Origin of the sequence: Enterobacter sp. NFIX59 (genome assembly GCF_900113755.1) — a bacterium.
Classification (GTDB): Bacteria; Pseudomonadota; Gammaproteobacteria; order Enterobacterales; family Enterobacteriaceae; genus Enterobacter; species Enterobacter pseudoroggenkampii.
The window spans coordinates 271099-292286 of the sequence record NZ_FOQN01000001.1; the positions used below are offsets into that span (position 1 = coordinate 271099).

Here is a 21188-nt window from a genome sequence, read left to right on the forward strand (position 1 = left end):
TGATCCTCCTTACGCGCGGTAGTGCAGTTCTGCCTGTCGGCGCAGGTATTCCAACCCGGGCGCGATCGCCATGGCCCAGGCCGTCAGGATCTCATCGTCGCACTGCGGATCGCGCAGGCTCACCGCGTTCAACATCGCTTCGCGCCACAGGGCAAAAAATCGCGGGGGGAGGTGGAGACCGTCGTCGCTTTGCTCCCGCGCCAGGCGTTCGAGAAAATCAGGCACGATTAATGCGCCGTCTACCGCAAGCATGGCGAAGAAGCTTTTAAACAGGGTCTGCTGACCTTCCCGATCCGGCAGACGAGAAAAATGCGCTTCAGTTTCGGGTGACATGTGGACGAAGGTGTCATAGAACGTCTGAAAAAACGCGGTTTTTTCATTATTCGGAAAGACGCGGTTCAGGCTGGATTCAAACAGATCGCGATAAAACTTCACGGCGTCCTCCTTAGGGTGCTTTCGCCCGGTAGACAGTGCCCGATGGGCGTGTATTCCTCTGCCAGACGGCGTGAAAAATAGCTCTCTTTCTTCGATCGACGCACGTCAAACAGCGGCCCGGCGTTGTGTTTAAAGAAAAGGGCTTCCAGAACCGTGGCATTGGTTGAGAGGGTTAAGGCAGCGTTGGTATCCCCCGTGGCTTCCTGACGGCCCTCGTACCAGCCTTTCTGCGGATCGTTAAGGTGTTTTGTAACCGTCATCAGCACGTCGGTGTACGGGGTGTCCCACAGGGCCCACAGGGCAAAGACTGCCTTGGTCGATACCTGCGCGAAACGGGTGTAGTCCCGGCCATCGTCGCCGACAGAGTTCCAGGCATAGCCATTTCCCCAGACGGTATCCTGAATATGCCAGGGCGCCTGAGAGAGCGAGAAATCCGCCCTGGCCGTCAGGATCTTATCGGTCTCCCAGCGGGTCTTCTGGCTTAGCCAGACGTTTTCTGCCTGCTTGCGCAGACGTTTTTGCAGATCGGCCGCAACGCCTTCGGGCTCCCAGCCAAACTCCAGGCCCGGCAGCATATAGGGAAGGGTGGTAATCAGGGAGGGCTGCCACGTGGTGCGCGGATCCCGGGCATCCACGGCCAGCCGCCGTTGAGAGATGATGACGTGGTTCATCGGCGGCGTAAACGCTTTATCCGGGGAAAAACCCCATAGATGAAACGCCGTCGCGGCGTATTCGCTCTCGCCCAGACGTAGCTCTTCCCGGACCACCGGCTGGCCATTTTGCAGCGAAGATGACCACAGTTCGCCTTCACCGTCGATGACCGGGCAGAAATTCCAGCGCAGGATAATTTTATCGAGGTATTCACTGTACTGTGGCTCCCGCTCAGCGGTGAGGCGCAGGGCGAGCATCAGACGCGCCATGTCGCGCGCGGACCAGCCATTTTTGACGGGGTTGCCGCTAAAATCGATCGGCGCCGCCGTCTGGCTGGAATAGAGCCGGCCCGGCGTCCGGACCTCGGTCAGCGTCAGGCGGTTAAGGGTGCCCATTAGACGGGTTAAACGAGCGTCATACTGGGCGTCATCAATTAGCCCCAGCTCTTTTGCCGCCAGCAGGGCGATAAGCGTATCGCCCATTTGCCAGAGCGTGACGCGGGGCTGTTTGTCGCTCCCGTTGACCAGCCCCGTTTGCGGCTGGGTATTATTGACGAAATAGCGCCAGGCGGTTGCCGCCCATTTCTGTTCTTCCGGCGTCAGGGCAGAGATACGCGCGCTGGAGTGCCAGCCGCCGTTGATGAGCCAGCGCCAGCCTGCTCCCTGATGGCCAAACAGAGCAAAGACGATCGCGCCTGCGAGGAGTAATCCCGCGAGCCCTCTGGCTATGGTTTTAAGCATTGCGCAGTCACCGGTGGCAGTTTAACGGGCTCGTCCACGTTGCATGACGCGCACTGACAGGCCAGACAGGCGGGTTTGGTACGCTGCGTGACGCCGGTCCGGTCGCACCAGCTTTTTACGGCCGGCGTGCTGCTCAGGAACGGGCGACTGCGCAGCGCGTTGTTCTCTTCAAACTGATCGAGCAGCTTTTGATCCCACAGCGATGGGGCAAAATCCTTGCTCTTCGGGTTGTCGGTGTTGAAGGCCAGCAGTTTTCCCTCTTTTTTGAACAGCAGTGCCTCCAGCATGATGCCGTTATTGTTCGCGGTGAACTCCTTGATCGGCCCGTCACCGTTTTCATACAGCCCTTCGTAGTAGCCTTTTCCCTCTTCGTTGGCATTCTCAATGGTGTTCAGCAGGCGGTCGGTATAGGGGGAGTTCCACAGCACCCACATGCCCAGCGCCGCCTTAAGCGATATCGCGGCAGCGTTAGGGACGAACTGGCCTTTATCGGTAATGGTGTTCCAGTTGTACCCGTCGCTGAAGACGGTGTCATAGACGAAGTAAGGGGCTTTATCGAGCTGGTGCTCAGATCGCGCGGTGAGGACGCCGGTAATGGTATAGCGGTTCTCCTGAGCCTGATAAACGCGGTCAGCAAAGTTTTTCATCCACGTCAGGGAGTAGTCGCGCGGGGCGTTATCCCGGTCGGTCGGTTTATCAAAGCCGAACTCCAGCCCGTAGAGCAGGTAGGATTCCGTCACCACGTAGTTATGCTGCGACGTGTTGCGCGGGTCGCGTGTATCGTACGGGACCAGCACGCAGTAGATTTCGGCAAGCTCGTAAGGCTGCGGACGGCTGGCTTTACAGGTATTAAACCCCCACAGCTGGAAACCGGCCGCGCCGTACTCTTCATAGCCCAGCCGACCTTCCTGAACATATTTCGGCTGGCCGTTCTCCAGATAGGCGCCGTACAGCGTGCCGCAGGGGTCGATCGCGTGGCTGAAATCCCAGCCGAGCACCACGTTATCAATGCTGTTGCCGTACTCCGGATAACGCTCTTTGATGATTTTCAGCCAGACCAGCATTCGCCCGATATCCAGCGCCGAGAAGCCAATTTCACCGGGCTTGTTGGTGTAGTCCACTTTCTGGCCGCTGATGGTGTTATAGGCCTTGTTGGGCAGCTCGTTGCGGAACAGTACCAGGGTGTTTAACGTGGCGAGGAATTTTAGCATCCGGCGGTCAAATTCCGCTTTATCAATGATCCCCAACTCGCGCGCCGCCGTCAGGGCGGCCAGATAGGAGGCGCTGTCCCACATGGTGGTGGAGGGGTATTTGTTGACCGCATTCACCAGGCCCGTCGTGGGCTGATAGTTGGAGACGAAATACTGCCAGGCGTTTTTCGCGATGGTCATCTCTCGGGCGGTCAGCTCGCCGCTACGCGGGGAGTAACCTGATGCAGGAAGCTCGGTGTCCGCACGCACGGTCGATAAGGCCAGCCAGCAGATCGTTATTCCCGTGAGCAGGTGGAAAAGGATCGGGGATCGTGGCTTCATGGCGTTGCTCCTGCTGAGGGGGAAGTGGAGAGGCAGGCCAGACAGAGCATCTGGCCATGCGCGATGTAAGACAGACTTTCCAGCACAATGGCATTGGTATCGGCGTCTACGACGGCATTGACGCTGTTGTTGAGATTTAACCCGCGCTGCCAGCCTTTACCCGGCACCTGAAGCGGCAGAACCTGCTGGCGCAGCGCTTCGCTCCAGCTGTTGCGGAACAGGGCGTACCAGGCAAACGCGGTGCGTGTGGAGGTAATCGCCACCTTCTCCGGCACTTCGTCGCGCAGGTTGCGCGCCTGAACCGGCTGCCTGTTAGGCAGATCGTTAACATAATCCGGCGCCGGTTCGGCATAATCCGTGCTGACCGGCGGTTTTGGGGTACGCAGGCTATGACGCCGCTGTTGGATCTGCATAATCCGCCACGCGATTTCAGCGCTCTGCGCGTCAAAGCCCAGCTCAAGGCCGGTTAACAGATAGGGGAGACTGATCAGGGAGGTTTGCTTGCCCCAGGGCGTGCGTAGCCCTTCATCCGGCACCATCACGCCGTCCAGATCGATCATCTTTTGCCCTTCAGGCGGGTTGGTCACCGCGAGGCCTGCCGCGCTGTCAATTAAGCGCAGCGTATGGCTGGCATAGAGCCTATAGCCAAAGCTGTCCCGCTGTTCGTCATCGGTCAGCGTCCAGTGATGGAGCGGCACCGAAGCCTGGCTTTGGGTGTTATTTTCAATCAGCGCCGCGGTGCGCCACACGCTCAACAAATCGCGGATGGCCGCCGCGTGCTGCGGATAGCGCCACAGCAGGGTCTGTAATGCCGTCAGCAGCCTGCTCAGACCGATTGCGGAGACGTCAGGTTTGCCCAGAATCTTGAGTGTGTCAGCATGGTAATACGCGGCAGGGAGGCCTCGCTCGTTGAGCGGCAGCTGCCCCAGCGTAAACAGGGCCGTGCTGACCCTTTCGTCAAACTCATCGGTGGAAATGATGTTGAGCTGCTGTGCGGCGGCAGTCGCAAACAGATAGCTCCCCACGCTCCATAGACTCAGCCACGGTTCACCGTCGCTGGCGTTCGCCAGGCCGTTTGGCTGGGTATTATTCACGTAGTATTGCCAGGCGACCCGCGCCCAGATGGCTTCGTCATAGGTCAGCGCCCGTTTCGCAGGCAGCGGTGGGAAGTCTTTACTGAGCGCGATGCCGCCGCTGCTTTCCACACGCGTGGGCATCTGTTTCTCCACCCAGACCACAATGGCAAAGCCGAGCAGGAACCCGAGCAAAATGGTGAGGTAGCTGCGAGCGGGCAGCAGGGCATCACGTATCCTCATTGGGTGACCTCGTCCTCTTCAGCGGGCGTCCACATGGCCGCGAAAATTAGCGGCAGCATGGCGGCGATGTTCACCCCTCCCCAGAAAATATTGATGACGTAGCCGGAGGGGTCGTCCACCTGTCCACGCGCCACCTGGATACCGCCCCAGACGAGTCCTGTCAGGGTCAGCACCACGATGGCTATCTGCGGCTTCACCAGGTAGAGAAAGCGGCCCGTCTGCCGCTCTTTTGGCGTAACGTGAAATTTGATCTGCTCGCCCCGCAGCACCGTATTGAGCGCGCGCAGGTTCATGGAAAAGAAGGAGAGGTAGGAGGCCCTGCCGTCCCAGGCCGAAATCCCCCATGTCCCGAACATAAAGGCCAGTTCAGAGAAAATAAAAAACGGGAGAAAGTGGAGATAAAACGGCGTCGACCAGGCGGATACCGGCGGAATGCCTGTGAACAGATAAATTATGGGTGAAATCAAAAACACCGTGTTCCACACGCAGGCCATGTACGACCAGAAGGTGGTGGCATACATCAGCGTCTGGGGTAGGGAAAGCCTGAAGCGGCGACGGCTGAAGATGTTGTCATGGAACAAAATATCCAGCGAGCCGGCGGCGTACTTAAAGCGCTGGATCATCCAGGTCAGCATATCCTGCGGAGAGAGCATCTTCGACTCCACCCGCGGGTGCATGACCGAGCGCCAGCGTCGTGCGGCGTCACCGTGCAGCAGCACCGAGGTGTAAATATCTTCCGAGACGTGGAATTTGTAGGGCGTTAGCTCAGTGTCAAACGCTACGTGCGGGCGCATTGCCTCCTGCAGCGCTTCCCGCGTTTCGTCATCGCGAATATCGCGCGTATGGCGATGGATCTCCTCTTCGACGGACCAGACATAGCTGCGCAGCGCGGCCTGCATGACCGCTTCGCGACGGTGGATGGAGGCCGCGCCGCAGCAGAAAGCCGCGTTCGCCCAGTTTCGCCGCCGCAGGATCACGTCATAGAACATGCGTGGATCGTTAAAAAACGGGTCGCGGCCTATCGTGACCGGGCCAACACACTTTTGAATCAGCCAGCCCAGACCGTAGCCCACTTTTCCCGCTTTCCGCTGGCCCCAGCGTGACAAATTTTCACCTTCCGGAAGATCGAAGAACCACTGCGGTGTCTGCACCCAGGCTACGTCCGGATCGCGGAAATAGCCCAGCGTATGGCTGAGTAGGGTGGGAAATACCCGGGTGTCGGCGTCGCAGATGACAATAAAATCGCCGTCAGTTTGCTCAAGGCCATTACGCAGATTACCGGCCTTAAAGCCGATGTTGGTCTGTCGACTGATGTAATTGACGCCTTCCTCATCGCAAACGGCTTTCATCTCCGGGCGACGGCCGTCATCAAGCACGTGGATCCGGTAGTCAATCGGGAACGGGTACGCCATCTTCAGGGCGTCGCGAATGGATAGCCTGACCAGTTCGGTATCTTCCGAGTAGGTGGCAATGAACAGATCCACTTTTACAGGACGAGGTTCTACGGTCTCTTCTGGCGACAGGCATTCGTTAATTTCGCCAGGCGGCGGGCACTGGGGAGGATCCTGTTCTTTCCATAAATTGATGGTAAACAGCACTGTGCCGATCCACGCCAGCGTTTCGGCGAGAACCAGCGGTATGGCGTACCATAACGCGTCCGTATTCAGGGAGGAGGTCCAGCGCCAGTAAATATAATTGGCGCCCAGAATAAGCGCCGCGACCGCTAACACCTGCCAGGTCATCATTACCCAACGCGGTGTTGTTAACGGCTCCGGAGGACGACGATGTTCAAAACGGGAAAAATAAAAATCCATAGTTCCGGCGTTCCTGATTCCGTGAAAATGCAGACCCATTCTGCTGCGCAGACAGTTGCCCAAAAGAGAAAGAAAATAGCGATTAAACAAGATTTAAGATAAGTGTAGAACGCCGAATAAAAGTGTCCAGCCGCGTTTTTATTAATATGTAGCAGGGGTTAATTCAGCTTTAATTCTGCTTAATATGTTTCATCTGTCGCCGATAAATTGCAGTTACTATTCCTTTAGGCTATCTACTTTATTTAGACCTTAATGTTCGTTTTCAGGCAAAGGACACCCTATGAGCCATGTTGCGCCGTCCATCGCGCAAGAAGATGCCGCTAAATCAATAGCATGGCGTTATGCTGTTGCAGGTGCCCGGGATCTGAGAATTGACTTTATGCGCGGCATTGCCCTCGTCATGATGGTCGTGGCGCATACGGAGGTAATGTCGGTATTTAATATATTCTCCTGGGAGCGCTTCGGGTTGACCACAGGTGCTGAAGGGTTTGTTATTCTCTCGGGGTTTATGCTGGGAATGCTGAATCGCGCGCGTCTGCAAAAAGTGGTTTTACTCACGGTTTCCTGGGGGCTTTATCTCAGGGCGTGGAAAATATATCGCGTAAATATCATTGTCATAGTGTCATTTATTCTTCTGGCCTATATCCCACATATTAATATTTTCGAGGTTACCCATTTTACCGACCGTTTTTCGGGGCAAAGCTGGTCGCTTTATCCTGTTACGCCGCAGATTAAAGAGACCTGGTTCAACATTATTCTCTATTTGCAGATCGGCCCCCATCAGACGCAAATTCTGGGACTGTATATCTTTTTGCTGCTCTTTAGCCCCCTTTTTTTAGGGATGTTGCAGAAAGGGAAAGTCTGGTGGCTGTTAGGGCTGTCGCTGCTGGTGTACGGCCTGTGGCAGAGGTGGCCGCTTCGGCTGACCCCGTCGGAGTTCGAATTTGCCTTTCCGCTGCTGGCCTGGCAGTTCATCTTTGTGCTGGGCATGGTCAGCGGCTGGTATAAAGCCGAACTGATCTCTTTCGCACGCACGTCAGCAGGTAAAGTGGTGGTGGTTGCGCTGGTGATGGTGGCGCTCATTCTGGGGTTCGTTGCACAGAACCATACCAACCCGTTTATGCCCCCCGCGCTGCTGATGCATGTGATTCCGCCTGATAGCTTCAATACCTTTTATCACACCTGGGCGGCGAAGAATGGGCTGGGCCCGGTGCGGGTGCTAAACGATATCGCCCTGATGGTTACCGTCTACCTGGTGCTGACATATTGCTGGACGCCGCTCAACCGCCTGCTGGGATGGTTCCTGATCCCGCTAGGCCAGCACTCGCTTTATACCTTTATTTTGCATGTGTACGTAGTGCTGCTGGTGAGCCAGTTCATCACCTTCGACTTATGGCGTCACGCCTGGATAGAGAACACGTTAGTGCATGCGGCGGCACTGGGTATTTTGTGGCTGATGGCAAAATACGACGTCGGCGCACGCTGGATACCTAACTAAGGATGGCGGTTATGCGCGAAAAATGGCTTCTGGCGGGCGTGCTGCTCGCCGCGATCCCCGCCGCAGAGGCGGCACAAAGCAATGATAAAGAAACCCTGCGCGATAAGAACGGTGAACCCGTTCAGGCAGGCGTGTTTACCAGCCGGTGGGGGCGTTTGTTCTCGGGAAATGACAAGAAATTTTCAGGGGCTCTGAGCTTCAGTTCAGGGCTGAAAGAGCAGATGGTGAGCGTGCCCAATAGCTCGGACAGCGCCGCGCAGGAGAAAAAAATTAACCAGACGCTGAATCTGAGTCTTCAGTATTCCCCGTACAGCTTCTGGTTTGCCAACATTACCTCCCGGTTGCCCGTCAGGGATACCAACCGCTACACCGCGGACTTTCGCTATAGTTTCGGCTATGACGACTGGCATGCAAATACGTTTAGCCTGGTTTACGGAAACTACGGCGATAACCACTTCTGGACGTCGGGTAGCAGGAGACATACCTATTTCGAACAGGGTGCATTTACGCTGGCCTATAAGTTTTCCTTGCCCAAACCGATAGAAAATTCGCTGCTGATAAACAAAGGGGATTCCATTATTTGCCAGGTCGGGTACAGCTGGGTCCCGCGCTACTACGATCTCAGCAGCGATGACATCCGCAAAAATAAAAACGTCATGCTGGGCGGCTGCGGCTACACCTTCAAACAACATTTCTTCGTTCGTGCGACGGCATTCTGGTTTCCGGACAGCAGCCAGCAGCAGCCCTGGAACGGCGATTACAGCTACAGCTTTGGCTACGCGGGCTATACGCCGGGATCGTTCTCTGTTCAGTACGCTAACTATGCGGGGACGCGCTATCCGGGGCACGGCAACGGTAACGCAAAATTCAGGGAAGGGACCGTGAGCCTCATCTGGTTCTTACCGCTATAGGAGGGATACATGTCGGCTCTGCACGTGTTAATTGTTGAGGATTCGCTGATTTATCGTCGTCTACTCTCCCGGATGCTCACCCAGTGGGGGTATCTCGTGAGCGAGGCGGAAAATGGCGTCGCCGCGCTGGAAATCTTGTCCAGTCAGCCGGTTAGCATGGTGATAAGCGACTGGGAAATGCCGGAAATGGACGGACTTACGCTCTGTCAGACGATCCGTAACCGTCAGTTTGGCCACTATGTGTATATCATCCTGTTGACGGCCCGCGAGAATGCCGGGGACTTGACGCAGGGGTTTGATGCCGGGGCGGATGATTTTTTAAGCAAGCCCGTTGAACAGGCTGAACTTCGGGCGCGGCTCCACGCCGGGGTACGTATTTTGACGCTGGAGGCGACTCTCGCGGCGCATAACAAGCGCCTGAGTGAAGCGTTACATCAGATTGAAAAAGATCTTGAACTGGCGGCGCGCGTTCAGCACTCGGTGCTGCCTTCACACCGCTTACGCTATGGTGACTACTTCTCCGACTGGCTTTTCCTACCGTCAGCCTGGGTCTCGGGCGATGTGTTCAATATCTTTCCGCTGGATTCCCATCTGGGATTCTATTGCGTTGATGTCTCGGGTCACGGCGTGGGGGCCGCGATGATGTCCCTCGCGGTGGCTCGCCAGTTTTTACATGGCCGTGTGGTGGATCGCTTTCTGTTTACCGATGAGGGCGGTATTCAGTCACCTGCGGAGGTCGTCAGGATGTTGAACAGCCGCTTTTGCAGTGAAGAGAGCGACATCACCAGTTATTTCACGCTCATTTACGGCGTGATCGATCCAGAGAGTGGTGAGGGGTTGCTGTGTCAGGCCGGGCATCCCACTCCCGTCATTGTGAACGCAGACAGCGAAGTCACGTCCGTGGGCGATGGCGGCCCGCCGGTCGGGCTGATCCCAGACCTGAGCTGGGAGGACGTCGCGTTTACCCTCAATCCGGGGGATCGCTTATGCTTATTCAGTGACGGTATTACGGAGTGTGAGAACGTCAGCGGCGAGCAGTTTGGCCCGCAGCGTCTCGAACGCTGGCTTCATGAGCATGCCCGGCTCCCGGTTGACCAGCTCCTGCCGCGGTTTGGTGACCACCTGACCGACTGGCGCAATGCAAATCGTGATGAACCCATCGCCTTAACCGATGACGTGTCACTGCTCGTGATTGAGCGTCAGGGAGAACAGAATGATTATTAACACCGAACGACTACCGCATGCCAACATTCTCACGCCCGCAGTCCGGCGGCTGGATGCCTCCGTTGCCGCGACGTTTAAAGCGTCCGTGACGGAGGAAATTGGCAGCGATCGTAAAGCCTTAATCGTCGACTTTAGCAAAGTGGATTTTATCGACAGCAGCGGGCTGGGGATGCTGGTGTCGTTGTTCAAGCTGATGAATGGAAAAGGCGAAATGGCGCTGTGCTCCCTGAACCCCGGGATCATGAACATGTTCACCCTGACCCGAATGGATCGCATCTTCCGCATCTATCCGGATAAACATAGCGCGCTTGCGCAACTGGGGCAGTAGATGCAGAGGCCGGATCAGGCTGAATTTCCGGCGGCGATCGCGTCCCTGACGCCGCTGTCCGGCTGGCTTGGCGACAGGTTGAGCGCGCTTCCCGTCGATGATGAGTGGCGTTTCGCCTTCGATCTCGCCGCCTGTGAAGTGGCGACGAACATCATCCGCTACGCGCTTCACGAGGATAACTCGCGCGTCTTTCGCGTCCAGTTCGACGTCCGCGGCAATGACGTCTGCGTTGTTTTCAGCGACGCGGGTGACGCGTTCCCGCAGGAGCGGCTTGAGGCCGCCAGGCGAGACCGTTTCTGCGAAATGTCGCCGCTGCTGGAGAGCGGCAGGGGGCTGATGCTCATTTTGCTGAGCGTCGATCGTTTCACTGTGAAACGCGTGGCGGGTGAAAATATCGCCACGCTTGAAAAGAAAATAAGCGTATGACCTGTGGGCCATACGCGCGTGATTTTCTCTATTTTTTAGCGGCAAACAGCTCCGGCGCCCACGGACGCGGATCCACCTCCATAAACGGCGCGCGCTCGAAGCGGTCCTTCAGCGCCCACGGCACCGTGCAGTCGAAGATCGTCTTGCAGGAAATGCCGTTGCCGCGAATCGAGGTGCTGTAATCCGGCGACTGGGACGGATCCAGCTGGTGGCCGCGGATCCCCGGAATATTGGTGATGCTCACATCACCCTGCATGCGCGTCGTCATTGCCCACAGGATGTCGTCGCTGTCGAAAATATCCACGTCTTCGTCGACAAGAATAATGTTTTTCAGCTCCGAATAGGTGGCCAGGGCGATAAGCGCCGCCTGGCCCTGGCGTCCTTCGTCTGACGGCTGGCGTTTTTTCACCTGCAATATTCCGAGGAACTTGCCGCCGCCCGCGGTATGGGCATAGACGTTTTGCAGGAAGCCCGGAATCGCCTCTTCAACGGCATTACGGATGCTGGCCTCGGTCGGCAATCCGGCCAGCGTGGTATGTTCTTCCCCCGGCCCCACCAGCGTTTGCAGGATGGCGTGGTTTCGCATAGTCACGGCTTTCACTTTGATCACCGGCAGGGAGGGATTCGCCTCGCCGCAGTAGCCCGGGAACTCCGGCATCGCGTGGCCGGTGTTGGTGTGCTGATCCTCTCTCACGCGCACGCCCGGAAGCAGTTCGCCCTCGATGATGATCTCCGCCCGCGCGATGGCTTTCTCTTTGACCGCCACGCCCTGCACCAGCTCGACCGGCTGCTGACGCAGCGCCCCGGCGACGCCCAGCTCGTTATAACCAAATGGCGTGGTGGGGGCCTCAAAGCACGCGCCGATATAGATGGCGGGATCGAGTCCCATGTTGATCGTCACCGGCAGCGGTTTTCCGGCATCCTCAGCTTTTTTGCGGAACACTTCGATGTGGCGCCCGGCGGCAAGGAACATGGAAAGCTCGTCGCGCTCCTGCACGCAGAGGCGGTGGATGGTGACATCCGTTAGCGAGCTGTCTTCCGGATCGCTTGCCAGCACCAGCCCCAGACAGAAGAACGGACCGGCATCAATCGGCGTGTTGGTCGGAGCCGGAAGCAGCTTGCGCAGATCGAAGTCAGGATCGTCAGCGTAGAAGACCTGCTCCTGACAGGGGGCCTGTGTGGCCGGAACGACAACCGGCGCAACCGGCTTTTTCACCGCCTGGCCGACGTGTTTTGCCAGTTCAGAGGGCTCGCAGCCCAACAGAAGCGCCGCGCGCTCGCGGCTGGCGTGCATGCCCACCAGAATGCGGGAGTGCGGATAGCCCTTAATGCTGTTGAACATCATGGCCGGGCCCGTGCGGGTTGGGCGTTTGACCGTGCCGCCTGCGCCGATATGGCGATAGACACCCGCCAGCTCCGCGTTGGGATCGACCGGACGATCGGTTTCAAGATAGTGCCCTTCGTGGCGCTGCAGTAAGGCGATGGCGCTGCGGAGATCGTTAATCTTGTTTTCCATATTTTCCTCCCTCGGTTGAATACCTCCATTTTTATGGCAATGGCCAATAGCATCAATTGCATCATTAATGTTAAATTGATAAGTAAATTAATATCAATATAAGGAGGCGTCTCGTGCAGTTTCGTCAGATGCGCCACTTCATCGTCGTGGCCGAAGAGCTCCACATGCACCGGGCCGCCGAGCGTCTGAACATGGCGCAACCGGCGCTGAGCCAGCAGATAAAGGCCCTGGAAGAGCGTTTAGGCGTCACGCTTTTCAGCCGTGCGAATCGCCGCTTAACCCTGACGCCCGCGGGCGAAGCATTCCTGGTAAAAGCCAGGCTTGCCATCTCGCTGACCGAACAGGCGGTGCTGGACGCCAGACAAACGGCACGGGGCGAGCAGGGGGTGTTAAACCTCGGATGCGTGTCGAGCGCGATGTTCGACGGCAGGCTACCCGCCGCGCTTCGCCAGATGCACAGCCGCTGGCCGGCCATTACCATGTCGCTGATGACGGGAAACGTGCAGACGCTCTACGCCGCCGTGCAGAGCAACCAGCTCGATGTGGCCATCATCCGCGCGCCGCTGCCGTCGCTGCCGGACGATCTGCAAAGTCGTCCGTTCACCTCGGAGAAAACGGTGCTGGCGCTGTATCGTCAGCATCCCCTGGCCGGGTCCGCCGCGCTGACGCTTTCGTCGGTGAAAGACGAAAAATGGATCTCCCTGCGCGACCCGGAGGGAATGGGGCTGGAACAGTATTTCTATGACGCCTGCAGCGGGGCGGGCTTTCAGCCGGACGTAGTGCAAAACGCGACCGACGTGCCTACGGTGATAAGCCTGGTTTCGGCAGGGTTTGGGCTGGCGCTGCTGCCCGCGTCGGCAAAGGCGGTGAGCGTCGAGAATGTGGTTTACGTGGACATTCTCGACCGGTTGCGGGAGAGCGAACTCACCCTGGTTTGCCACCGGATTATTCGCTCAGAAGTGCTTAAAAAGTTTCTGGTTACCCTCGATCACACCTGACGTCCGGCGGCCCGCAGCAGCTGCTCGCGCAGCCAGGCATTTGCCGGATCCTGGCTGTTTTTCGGGTGCCAGTACATGTTGATGGTAATCGGCTGGAGCGGCAGCGGCGGGGGGAAAATATCCAGCGTGCTGGCGAACCGTCGCAGCATCCGTTCCGGCAGGGTACAGATCAGGTCGGTACCGGCAACAAGCGGTGGCGCCATGGCGTAGCTCTGGGTGGACATGGCGACGTGTCGCTGATAGCCCAGCCCGGCAAGGGTTTGGTCGACAAAGCCGGTAAAGGGATCTCCCGCCGACGACACCACCAGATGCGAAAGTGCGCAGTAGCTTTCCAGATCTAACGGACCTGTTCCGCGCGGATGGCCTTTACGCTGGGCGGTGGCAAACGCGTCGTCGAGGAGTTTGCGCCTCACCCAGCCGTCATGAGCGCCCGCGCTCACGCCGATGTAGATGTCCACATCCCCGTTTTCCAGCTGCTGCGGCAGGTCAGCCATCTCCGGCAGGGCGAAGCGCAGGCGGATGCCGGGGGCGTCGGTTCCCACCTGGTTAAGCAGTCCGGTGCCGAGCATCAGCGCCGGGTTCTCATGCAGCGCGATAACAAAGGTCCGGCTGCTGGTTTGCGCATCAAATGCCGTGGGGGCAAACATCGCGCTGATGCCGCGCAGTACGTTCGCCACCTGCGGCTTGAGCGCTTCCGCTCGCGGCGTGGGTAATACCCCGCGTCCATGCGGGGAGGGAATGAACAGCGGTTCGCCAAACAGCGAGCGCAGACGCGCGAGACGGGCAGACAGCGCGGGCTGGCTGATGCCCAGCCGCGCGGCAGCATGGGTGATGTTCCTGTCCTGAAGCAGGGCGTCCAGCGTCAGGAGCAGGTCTATGTCCATGTCAGATATCCGCGTCATCGCTCTATTTCGCGCCGCTGGCGTCCCGGTTGGTATAGGTGACAGGGACCCAGGCATAACCGCCTTTCTCGCCTTTCGTCACATAGCCGATGCCCGGGAAAGGCAGGTGCGGGGCGGCAACCAGGTCCTTGTTTTTCACAAAGTCAGCGAACGCATGCTCGCGTACGCTTGCCGCTTTGTTCTGATCTTCATCGTAGGTGATGGTCACCGCAGGCTGCGGGAACTGAACCGCCGCGGCATGAATGATGTCGCCGACAAAGGTGATCTTCTCGCCTTTACTCGTTAGCGTGTAGAAGGCCGAACCCGGCGTATGGCCGGGATGAACCGTGCCGGTCAGACCCGGGAGAATCTCCGATGTACCGCTAAACGGCACCACTTTCCCCGCGTCAAGATAGGGCTTTAAGGTCTTCTGCGCGACGTCAAAGTAGTTCTTGCCGTAGCCGGTTTTCTTCTGATTGTCGTCGTTAAAGAAAAAGTCGATATCCGGTTTACCAACAAAAACGCGCGCGTTGCTGAACACTACTTTTCCATCCTTCACCAGGCCACCGGCATGATCGGAGTGGGCGTGGGTCAGCAGGACTTCAGTAATGTCCTCGGGTTTAATCCCCTGCGTGGCGAGGCTCTCAATCAGACGGCCGCCGTTACCGGGGCCAAAGAGCTGGCCCGAGCCGGTATCCACCAGAATTTTATGTCCGGGCATCGCAATCAGGAACGCGTTGATGGAGACCTCAGGCGGGTTGGTCTGGAAATTTTTCGCGAGCAGCGCATCAATGTTTTGCGGCGTAGTCCGGCGCAGCAGCTTGTGCAGATCCTGCGCGACGGTTCCGTCGGTAAACGAGGTGACCAGAATGTCCCCAACCTGAATGCTGTACCCGCCCGCCGGTTGTTTAACGACGTGCTGGGGCGTCTCTGCCGAGGCCTGCAGCGCAGGGTAGAAAAGCAGTGAACTGGAAATCAGCGTGGAAAGAGCAAGTTTTTTCACGGTAAGCATACGAGTCTCCTTTGAAAGCACTCATCTTACTTCTTCGTAAAATTATAAGAACCTGCCCAGAAATGATAGGACCTATAAACGGGATGGATAGTCAACCGAAGGGCCGGGAAGGCGGGCGATGCCTTTTCCGGCCCGTAAGACCTTATTTTTTCAGCGGTGCGTTCCAGCTATCCAGCGTGGCTTTGGACCAGGCGCCATAAGCGGCGTTAGGCAGCACAATCCAGTCGTTGCCGAAGTGTTCGGCGCTGGCTTCAACCAGCTCACGCTGCTGCTCGCTCGGCTTTTTGCTTTTAAACTGCACGGCGAAATCCGGCAGGCTGTCGCCGAACAGCATCACGATCTGCTGTTTTTTGAGGATGCTCTGGCGACGCTCTTCCTTGCTGACCGTATCCAGCAGCACGCTTTCGTCAGACACCTGCGGCAGGCCGAGAGCGTTTAACGTCTTCAGCGTGTCGGCTTTATTTTCCTGCATACGATCCGAAACGTAGTAGATCCGGACCTTGCTCTGATTCACGTGGTCAAGAAACGCTTTCGCCCCCGGGATTAAGCCGGGTTTTCCCTGCTTCTCCCAGTCGCTCCAGGTGTCCCATTGTGTATAGTCGTGACACTGCTCCGCGTCGCGCACCAGCAGAGGGGTGTTATCCAGCACCGTTTCGTCGAGGTCCATCACCACGGCGTAATTTTCGGGCGTTTTCAGATCCTTTAACTTCTCGTTGAAACGCTCGGTGGCAAACCGATAGGTTTGCAGCTGAAGGGCCATAATCTCTGCCGATTTCTGCTGATAGCGCAGCGCCATTTCGTACGCTTTTGGTTCACACAGGTCGCGCCCGGCAGCCGTCGCGGTTGCCGCTGCACTCAAAACAGGTAATGCCAGCAGTAATGCCTTAGCCATTGAATTCACGCTTTTTTCCTCAACACCCTGGTTAAAATCCCGAAAGCGTAATGAAATTCAATGACAGAAATATGAAGGCTGCGTCGCTAGACCAGCATGTAATACCAGAATAGGGCGACCTCGTCTTTTTCCGGTAAGGCGTTGTAGAGATAACGGTCGTATCCGCCCAGGGTAAATCCGTAGTGACGGTAAAACAGACAGGCAGAGACGTTCACGTTTTGTGTTTCAAGCCGTAATCCCGGCGCGTTTACACTGCGGGCCCACACGTGGGCGGCGGCCATCAATTTTTGTGCGGCGCCGGTTCTGCGTTTTGTACGCTCAACGGCGATATAATCCACTGAGATAAATTTATTCCAGCCGATTGACGCGGTAATAAATCCGGCTAATTCACCATCATCCGTTTCCGCCACAAGAAATATGGCGTCCGGATTAACGCAGTGGTTTTCAAGCGTTTGAATGTCAAGTTCGTAGGTTTTTATCCACGGCTCGGCGACGGCTTCAATATGCAAATCACAATGGATAAAGGGCTCTCGCGCAATGTGGCTAATAGTGAAAGAAAAGTCACAACATTCAAGACGGACGAGGTCCGTATTTAATCCTTTTCGAATCTGCATAGTATTCCCGATAGTGAGTTATTTCATAAAGAATAGACGAAGCGGTTAAATCCGCTGAGCTCACGCACTTTTAATCCTGAACTAAGCTTGTACTTCGTTCCGCGTAAAATGTGGGTCATTCGAGGACAATGAATGGAATTCAGGACATTTCAAAAGCAGTGGGGGGCTGAGTTTATTTCCGATGACGTTGTACGTTTTCGCGTCTGGGCAGAAGGACAGAAAGAACTTACGCTACGTCTTGCCACCGCCGACGTGCCGATGACGGCAACAGGCGGCGGCTGGTTCCAGGCAGACGTCCCCGGCGTCACGCACGGTGCAGAATATCAGTTTGTTCTTCAGGACGGCATGGCGGTGCCCGATCCCGCCTCGCGGGCGCAAAAGGGCGACGTTAACGGCCCCTCGGTGGTGATCGATCCCCGACGCTACCAGCCGGTCAACCGCGACTGGGCAGGGCGTCCGTGGGAAGAGACGGTTATTTACGAACTGCACATGGGCACCTTTACTCCGGAGGGCTCCTTCCGGGCGGCCATCGACAAGCTGCCGTATCTGGCAGAACTCGGGATTACCCAGCTTGAAGTGATGCCCGTCTCTCAGTTTGGCGGTTCCCGCGGCTGGGGGTACGACGGCGTGCTGCTGTATGCCCCACACTCAGCCTACGGTACGCCGGAGGATTTCCACGCGTTTATCGACGCCGCGCACGGGCTGGGGCTTTCAGTGGTGCTGGATATCGTGCTCAACCACTTCGGCCCGGAGGGGAACTATCTGCCTTTGCTGTCGCCCGCGTTTTTCGATGCACAGCGGATGACGCCGTGGGGCAACGGCATCGCCTACGAGCGCGAGCCGGTGAGACAGTACATGACCGACGCGCCGCTCTTCTGGCTGACGGAATACCGCCTGGATGGCCTGCGGTTTGATGCCATCGACCAGATTAAAGACGGCTCGGACACGCATATTCTCGAGGAGATTGCCGCAAAAATTCGCGAGGCCATTCCGCACCGTCACGTTCACCTGACCACGGAAGACAGCCGCAACGTGATTTTCCTGCATCCGCGTGATGAACAGGGCAACGCGCCGCTGTTTACCGGCGAGTGGAACGATGACTTCCACAACGCCGCCCACGTGTTTGCCACCGGTGAGACGCACGCCTACTACCAGGACTTTGCCTTTGAGCCGGAGAAAAAGTTCGCCCGGGCGCTGGCGGAAGGCTTTGTCTACCAGGGCGAGGTATCTCTGCAAACCGGCGAGTCTCGCGGGGTGGAGTGCCGCACGCAGCCGCCGCAGTTCTTCGTCGATTTTATCCAAAACCACGATCAGACCGGCAATCGTGCTCAGGGCGAGCGGCTTATCTCCCTCGCGGGCGCCGACAAGACGCGGGTGCTGCTTGCCGCGCTGCTGCTCTCCCCGCATATCCCGCTGCTGTTTATGGGCGAGGAGTTTGGGGAAACGCATCCGTTCCTGTTCTTCACCGACTTTCACGGCGGACTGGCAAAGGCGGTGCGGGAAGGGCGCGCGAAAGAGTTTACCGGTCATGCCGGACACGATGAAACCGTCCCGGACCCGAACGACGTGAACACGTTTATCCGCTCAAAGCTCGACTGGCATAAAGTCGCCACCGACGAGGGCAAGACGTGGCTGCGCTATACGCGCCATCTGCTGACGCTGCGCCATCGCTATATCGTTCCGCTTCTGCATTCGGGCGGCGCCGTTGAGGGCCATGTGCTCAAGACCGCGCCCGGCATGGTGGCGGTGAGCTGGCGCTTCCCGTCGGGGACGCTCTCTCTGGCGCTGAATATCGGCATTAAGCCCGCCGCGCTGCCCGCTCTGGCGGGGGAGACGCGTTTTGCCTCGTCGGAAGTCACCGACGTTTTACCCCCGAACGGTATTGTCGTTCGCTTTGCTGATGGAGAAGCATCGTTATGATCCCTTCCGCCACGTACCGAATTCAGTTCCGTAACGGCATGACGTTTGACCGCGTTGTGGCGCTGGTGCCGTATCTGAAGGACCTCGGCATCAGCCACCTTTACGCGTCGCCCGTGTTCACTGCCACGACGGGGTCCACCCACGGCTATGACGTAACCAACCCGAATGAAATCGACCCCGCCATCGGCGGGCGGGAAGGATTTGACCGCATGGCCGCCGCGCTTAAGCAGGCCGGCATGGGGTTGATTCTGGACATTGTCCCGAACCATATGTCCACCTCGCTGGAAAACCTCTGGTGGCGCGACGTAATTGAATATGGCCAGCAGAGCCGCTATTTCCGCTATTTCGATATCGACGGCTCGCGCCCGCTTACGCTGCCGTTCCTCGGCGACACCTTTGAGGCGGATCTGGAGAAGGGAGCTATCACGCTAAAACGTGACCCTGTCACGAAAAGGGCCGCACTGGTCTACTACGACGCCGAGTATCCGCTCAACCCCGGCACGTACAGCGAGGAGAAAAGCATTGCCGAGCTGCACGACGCGCAAAGCTGGCGGCTGATGTCCTGGCGGGAAGCGCCGAAGCAGCTCTCGTGGCGGCGCTTCTTTGAGATCACCGGGCTGGTCGGCGTTCGGGTTGAAGATGATGCGGTCTTCGACGACACGCACCGGCTGATCCTTGAGCTGGTCCACGCGGGCGTGGTGGACGGCCTGCGCATTGACCATGTCGACGGCCTGGCGGATCCGCTGGGCTATCTGCAGCACCTGCGGCAGGCCACCGGGCCCGACTGCTACATTACGGTCGAAAAGATTCTCGCCAAAGGGGAACAGCTCCCCTCTGACTGGCCGGTATCCGGTACCACCGGCTACGAGTTTATCGCCTCGCTGGCGGAAGTGCTGGTCGACGACGATAGTCTGTCGCGCCTGGAGACCATCCACGACGAGACGCTGGGCATCACGGTCGATCGCCACGCGGAACTGCGCGATGCCAAAGGCCTGATGGCCGATCGTAATTTTGAGGGTGAATTCACCACGCTGCTGAACCTTGCTGAGGATCTGGCACGCCGCAATGAGGTTGCGCTGCCGCGCGAGGAAATCCGCCACGCGCTGCGTGAGCTGCTTATTGCCTTTCCGGTCTACCGCACCTATGGCACTCGCGAGGGATTAACCCCGCCGGACGTGGCGCTGCTTAACCGCGTGGTTGCCAGCGTGGAAACGTCGGAAGCAGCGCTCAGCCTGATTGTGCGCATTCTTACCGGCGACCTGCCAGACGGGTGCCGCCAGAGCGCCGCACTGTTCAGGACCCGCTTCCAGCAGCTCACCGGGCCGCTGATGGCGAAATCCGTTGAAGACACGCTGTTCTTCCGCCACAACCTGGAGCTGGCGCTCAATGAAGTGGGTGCCGACCCGACGCCGCGCGCGTTTTCATTATCCCGATTCCACCAGGAAATGCGCATTCGTCTGGCACGTCAGCCCGACGCGCTGCTGGGCACCTCCACGCATGATACCAAGCGCGGGGAAGATGCCCGGGCGCGCCTTTACACCCTGACGGAAGCCCCGGAACGCTGGGGGGAAAATCTGGCCCGCTGGCGGCAGATGAACCAGACCCAGGTGCGTTTTCTCAATGACGGTACCGCGCCGAACGCCGCCGATACGTGGATGATCTACCAGGCGCTGGCGGGCGTCTGGCCCGCCACGCTGACACCGGACGACGCTGACGGGCTGGCATCACTGGAAGAACGTTTTATCGGCTTCCTCGAAAAAGCGTTGCGCGAGGCGAAACAGCGCACCGACTGGATTGACAGTAACGAGAGCTATGAGAGCGTGGTGTTGAGCTACGCGCGGCACCTGCTTTCACCGGACAATAGCCTGTTCCTGCACGATTTCAGCGAGGCGATGCAGCCCTTTATCCGCGCCGGGCTGATGAACAGCCTCAGCCAGACGGTGATCAAGCTGACGGCCCCCGGCGTGCCGGATATCTATCAGGGCAGCGAGGCGCTTAACTTCAGCCTTGTCGACCCGGATAACCGACGCGAGCCGGACTTTCCGGCCCTGGTGCAGAGCCTCAGCGCGGCGGATGCCGGGGTGTTTGACAACCCGGCATGCTGGCTGGACGGCAGGGTAAAACAGTTCGTTACCGCCACGCTGCTGCGGCTTCGACCGCACTACGACGCGCTTTTCCGCTACGGCGACTGGCTACCGCTTAAGGTCAGCGGCGAGCGCGAGGAGAACCTGATTGTCTATGCGCGCGTTAAGGACGACGAGGCGCTGATTGTCGCCGTACCGCGTCTGGTTTTTGACGTCACCGATAATCATCAGCTGTGGGTCAATACCACGGTCGCGTTACCCGACGAACTGGCCGGGAAGCGCTATCGGGATCTGTTCAGCGGCGAAAGCCGCATGCTGCAAGAAACGCTGGCGTTAACGTCAGAAAAGGGATGTGTACTGGTTCTGCTTACCTGCGAATAATCGTGGAGAACGAAA

The 21188-nt window shown here is 57.9% G+C and carries 18 protein-coding genes; 8 read left to right on the forward strand and 10 right to left on the reverse strand.

Annotated features, from left to right (window positions below; translation table 11 throughout):
- Positions 1-9 precede the first annotated feature (9 nt).
- Genes BM007_RS01280 through BM007_RS01300 form a run of 5 tightly spaced genes read right to left on the reverse strand, consistent with a single transcriptional unit; the run spans position 10 to position 6488 of the window.
- Positions 10-435 carry a globin family protein gene (locus BM007_RS01280; protein WP_090416876.1) on the reverse strand — a complete coding sequence of 142 codons (426 nt, stop codon included), beginning with the start codon at positions 433-435 and terminating at the stop codon, positions 10-12.
- Complete coding sequence (locus BM007_RS01285; RefSeq protein WP_090416878.1) at positions 432-1826, reverse strand: DUF3131 domain-containing protein; 1395 nt, start codon at positions 1824-1826, stop codon at positions 432-434. Before BM007_RS01285 ends, BM007_RS01280 begins: the two co-directional genes overlap by 4 nt.
- Positions 1811-3358: a DUF3131 domain-containing protein gene (locus tag BM007_RS01290; RefSeq protein WP_090416880.1), complete on the reverse strand. Its 1548-nt coding sequence runs from the start codon at positions 3356-3358 to the stop codon at positions 1811-1813. The genes BM007_RS01285 and BM007_RS01290 overlap by 16 nt, the downstream gene beginning before the upstream one ends.
- Complete coding sequence (locus tag BM007_RS01295) at positions 3355-4674, reverse strand: DUF3131 domain-containing protein (protein WP_090416882.1); 1320 nt, start codon at positions 4672-4674, stop codon at positions 3355-3357. Before BM007_RS01295 ends, BM007_RS01290 begins: the two co-directional genes overlap by 4 nt.
- On the reverse strand, positions 4671-6488 hold the full coding sequence (locus BM007_RS01300) for a glycosyltransferase family 2 protein (protein WP_090416884.1): 1818 nt from the start codon (positions 6486-6488) through the stop codon (positions 4671-4673). The genes BM007_RS01295 and BM007_RS01300 overlap by 4 nt, the downstream gene beginning before the upstream one ends.
- A gap of 280 nt (positions 6489-6768) precedes the next feature.
- Between BM007_RS01300 and opgC the strand changes: the two genes are divergently transcribed.
- The 5 genes from opgC to BM007_RS01325 are packed head-to-tail and all read left to right on the forward strand — an operon-like array spanning position 6769 to position 10875.
- On the forward strand, positions 6769-7986 hold the full coding sequence (opgC, locus tag BM007_RS01305; RefSeq protein ID WP_090416886.1) for an OpgC domain-containing protein: 1218 nt from the start codon (positions 6769-6771) through the stop codon (positions 7984-7986).
- A gap of 11 nt (positions 7987-7997) precedes the next feature.
- Positions 7998-8897, forward strand: coding sequence for a hypothetical protein (locus BM007_RS01310; protein WP_090418176.1), 900 nt, complete (start codon positions 7998-8000; stop codon positions 8895-8897).
- 9 nt (positions 8898-8906) lie between these two features.
- A complete protein-coding gene (locus BM007_RS01315) occupies positions 8907-10121 on the forward strand; it encodes a PP2C family protein-serine/threonine phosphatase (RefSeq protein ID WP_024908545.1) in 1215 nt (404 codons plus the stop codon).
- A complete protein-coding gene (locus tag BM007_RS01320) occupies positions 10111-10449 on the forward strand; it encodes an STAS domain-containing protein (RefSeq protein WP_024908544.1) in 339 nt (112 codons plus the stop codon). The genes BM007_RS01315 and BM007_RS01320 overlap by 11 nt, the downstream gene beginning before the upstream one ends.
- Complete coding sequence (locus BM007_RS01325; RefSeq protein WP_090416888.1) at positions 10450-10875, forward strand: ATP-binding protein; 426 nt, start codon at positions 10450-10452, stop codon at positions 10873-10875. It abuts the gene before it with no gap.
- A gap of 28 nt (positions 10876-10903) precedes the next feature.
- Here the strand turns inward: BM007_RS01325 and BM007_RS01330 are convergent, their stop codons facing one another.
- On the reverse strand, positions 10904-12391 hold the full coding sequence (locus BM007_RS01330) for a UbiD family decarboxylase (RefSeq protein ID WP_090416890.1): 1488 nt from the start codon (positions 12389-12391) through the stop codon (positions 10904-10906).
- Between the two features lie 113 nt (positions 12392-12504).
- On the opposite strand from BM007_RS01330, the gene BM007_RS01335 reads away from it, so the two are divergent.
- Positions 12505-13389 (forward strand): LysR substrate-binding domain-containing protein, encoded by an 885-nt coding sequence (locus BM007_RS01335; protein ID WP_090416892.1) that lies wholly within the window; start codon positions 12505-12507, stop codon positions 13387-13389.
- Here BM007_RS01335 and BM007_RS01340 read toward each other — a convergent pair.
- The 4 genes from BM007_RS01340 to BM007_RS01355 all read right to left on the reverse strand — a co-directional run bounded on the left by BM007_RS01340 (position 13380) and on the right by BM007_RS01355 (position 16788).
- Positions 13380-14291 carry a LysR family transcriptional regulator gene (locus tag BM007_RS01340; RefSeq protein WP_090416894.1) on the reverse strand — a complete coding sequence of 304 codons (912 nt, stop codon included), beginning with the start codon at positions 14289-14291 and terminating at the stop codon, positions 13380-13382. The two genes, BM007_RS01335 and BM007_RS01340, sit on opposite strands and share 10 nt — an antisense overlap.
- Before the next feature lie 4 nt (positions 14292-14295).
- The gene (locus BM007_RS01345; protein WP_090416896.1) at positions 14296-15282 is read right to left on the reverse strand and encodes an MBL fold metallo-hydrolase; all 987 of its coding nucleotides are present in this window, start codon (positions 15280-15282) and stop codon (positions 14296-14298) included.
- A gap of 142 nt (positions 15283-15424) precedes the next feature.
- Positions 15425-16183 carry a 5'-nucleotidase, lipoprotein e(P4) family gene (locus BM007_RS01350; protein WP_090416898.1) on the reverse strand — a complete coding sequence of 253 codons (759 nt, stop codon included), beginning with the start codon at positions 16181-16183 and terminating at the stop codon, positions 15425-15427.
- A 77-nt stretch (positions 16184-16260) separates the two neighbouring features.
- Entirely contained in the window at positions 16261-16788 is a 528-nt protein-coding gene (locus tag BM007_RS01355; protein WP_090416900.1) for a GNAT family N-acetyltransferase, read from the reverse strand.
- A gap of 132 nt (positions 16789-16920) precedes the next feature.
- Here BM007_RS01355 and treZ point away from each other — a divergent pair, with 132 nt between their 5' ends.
- Together treZ and treY are read left to right on the forward strand one after the other, a co-directional pair.
- Positions 16921-18708 carry a malto-oligosyltrehalose trehalohydrolase gene (gene treZ / locus BM007_RS01360; RefSeq protein ID WP_090416902.1) on the forward strand — a complete coding sequence of 596 codons (1788 nt, stop codon included), beginning with the start codon at positions 16921-16923 and terminating at the stop codon, positions 18706-18708.
- Positions 18705-21173 (forward strand): malto-oligosyltrehalose synthase, encoded by a 2469-nt coding sequence (gene treY / locus BM007_RS01365; RefSeq protein ID WP_090416904.1) that lies wholly within the window; start codon positions 18705-18707, stop codon positions 21171-21173. Before treZ ends, treY begins: the two co-directional genes overlap by 4 nt.
- The last annotated feature ends 15 nt before the right edge of the window (positions 21174-21188 follow it).

Coding starts and splice junctions, on each gene's coding strand:
- BM007_RS01285 (WP_090416878.1), bottom strand. CDS start 1,826: ATGCTTAAAACCATAGCCAGAGGGCTCGCGGGATTACTCCTCGCAGGC.
- BM007_RS01290 (WP_090416880.1), bottom strand. CDS start 3,358: ATGAAGCCACGATCCCCGATCCTTTTCCACCTGCTCACGGGAATAACG.
- BM007_RS01295 (WP_090416882.1), bottom strand. CDS start 4,674: ATGAGGATACGTGATGCCCTGCTGCCCGCTCGCAGCTACCTCACCATT.
- BM007_RS01300 (WP_090416884.1), bottom strand. CDS start 6,488: ATGGATTTTTATTTTTCCCGTTTTGAACATCGTCGTCCTCCGGAGCCG.
- opgC (WP_090416886.1), top strand. CDS start 6,769: ATGAGCCATGTTGCGCCGTCCATCGCGCAAGAAGATGCCGCTAAATCA.
- BM007_RS01310 (WP_090418176.1), top strand. CDS start 7,998: ATGCGCGAAAAATGGCTTCTGGCGGGCGTGCTGCTCGCCGCGATCCCC.
- BM007_RS01315 (WP_024908545.1), top strand. CDS start 8,907: ATGTCGGCTCTGCACGTGTTAATTGTTGAGGATTCGCTGATTTATCGT.
- BM007_RS01320 (WP_024908544.1), top strand. CDS start 10,111: ATGATTATTAACACCGAACGACTACCGCATGCCAACATTCTCACGCCC.
- BM007_RS01325 (WP_090416888.1), top strand. CDS start 10,450: ATGCAGAGGCCGGATCAGGCTGAATTTCCGGCGGCGATCGCGTCCCTG.
- BM007_RS01330 (WP_090416890.1), bottom strand. CDS start 12,391: ATGGAAAACAAGATTAACGATCTCCGCAGCGCCATCGCCTTACTGCAG.
- BM007_RS01340 (WP_090416894.1), bottom strand. CDS start 14,291: ATGACGCGGATATCTGACATGGACATAGACCTGCTCCTGACGCTGGAC.
- BM007_RS01345 (WP_090416896.1), bottom strand. CDS start 15,282: ATGCTTACCGTGAAAAAACTTGCTCTTTCCACGCTGATTTCCAGTTCA.
- BM007_RS01355 (WP_090416900.1), bottom strand. CDS start 16,788: ATGCAGATTCGAAAAGGATTAAATACGGACCTCGTCCGTCTTGAATGT.
- treZ (WP_090416902.1), top strand. CDS start 16,921: ATGGAATTCAGGACATTTCAAAAGCAGTGGGGGGCTGAGTTTATTTCC.
- treY (WP_090416904.1), top strand. CDS start 18,705: ATGATCCCTTCCGCCACGTACCGAATTCAGTTCCGTAACGGCATGACG.